The following is an 809-nucleotide window of genomic DNA, read 5'->3' as shown; positions in this document are numbered from 1 at the left end:
GGATGGCCGCGCTGTTGGCGGCGCAGGCCGCGCCGCCGGCCGCCGCCGAACAGCGGGCGGACCGGCTGACGGCGGCCGAGTACCGGGTCTGCTCGCTGGCGGCCAAGGGCCTGACCAACCGGCAGATCGCCGCGGAGCTGTTCATCACCATCAAGGCGGTGGAATGGCACCTGTCCCGCTCCTTCGCCAAGCTGGAAATCTCCTCCCGCAAGGAACTGCCCGCCGTCCTGGCCCCGCGGGACTGACCGCGCTGCCGGCGGTACCCCAGCGTTTGGGAACTGGGGTGGTTATCGCTGGTGAAATCCGTCACAAGACCGCACCATGGATGTGTCGGCAACGGAACGGGAAACCTGACCGCAGCCGGCAGCAGCTAAGGCTTAATTGGGGGCGGCCGGAATCTGCCGGCCGTGGTGGCAACACCGGTAATTCGCGGCTGCTATATAGCGAAATGGCTTGAAGCGCACATTCGGGGGAAGGCGCTTCAAGCCATTTCGTTGGGTCCGGGAAGTTCACCCCGGGTCCGTCCGGGCTGGCAGACTGTTCCGATGGTCCACACCGAGATGCTCCGCGCCACGATCCGCTCCGCCCGCGCTGCCACCTTCGCCGTCTTCTTCCTCAACGGCCTGGCCTTCGCCAGCTGGGCTGCCCGCATCCCGGCCGCCTCCGCAACCCTGGGCATCGGCGCCGGGGAAATCGGCGTGCTGCTGCTGGCGCTGGGGCTGGGCTCCGTGCTGTCCCTGCCGGCGGCCGGGCCGCTGGCGGCGCGGATCGGCACCGCGAACACCGTCCGCGCCGGCGGCGTGGTGACC

General features: G+C 69.6%; 1 protein-coding gene and 1 pseudogene. Both read left to right on the top strand.

All coding sequences use genetic code 11. The annotated features are described in order from the left end of the window. Nucleotides 1–245: helix-turn-helix transcriptional regulator (locus ACFQ36_RS23080; protein WP_377017940.1), on the top strand; the 245-nt coding region annotated here is incomplete at its 5' end. Nucleotides 246–545: 300 nt separating this feature from the next. Next, nucleotides 546–809, top strand: a pseudogene (locus ACFQ36_RS23075) (MFS transporter); the annotation flags it as partial.

The sequence above is a fragment of the Arthrobacter sp. GCM10027362 genome (genome assembly GCF_042679445.1).
Classification (GTDB): Bacteria; Actinomycetota; Actinomycetes; order Actinomycetales; family Micrococcaceae; genus Crystallibacter.
This window is presented reverse-complemented; position numbering and strand designations above follow the sequence as displayed.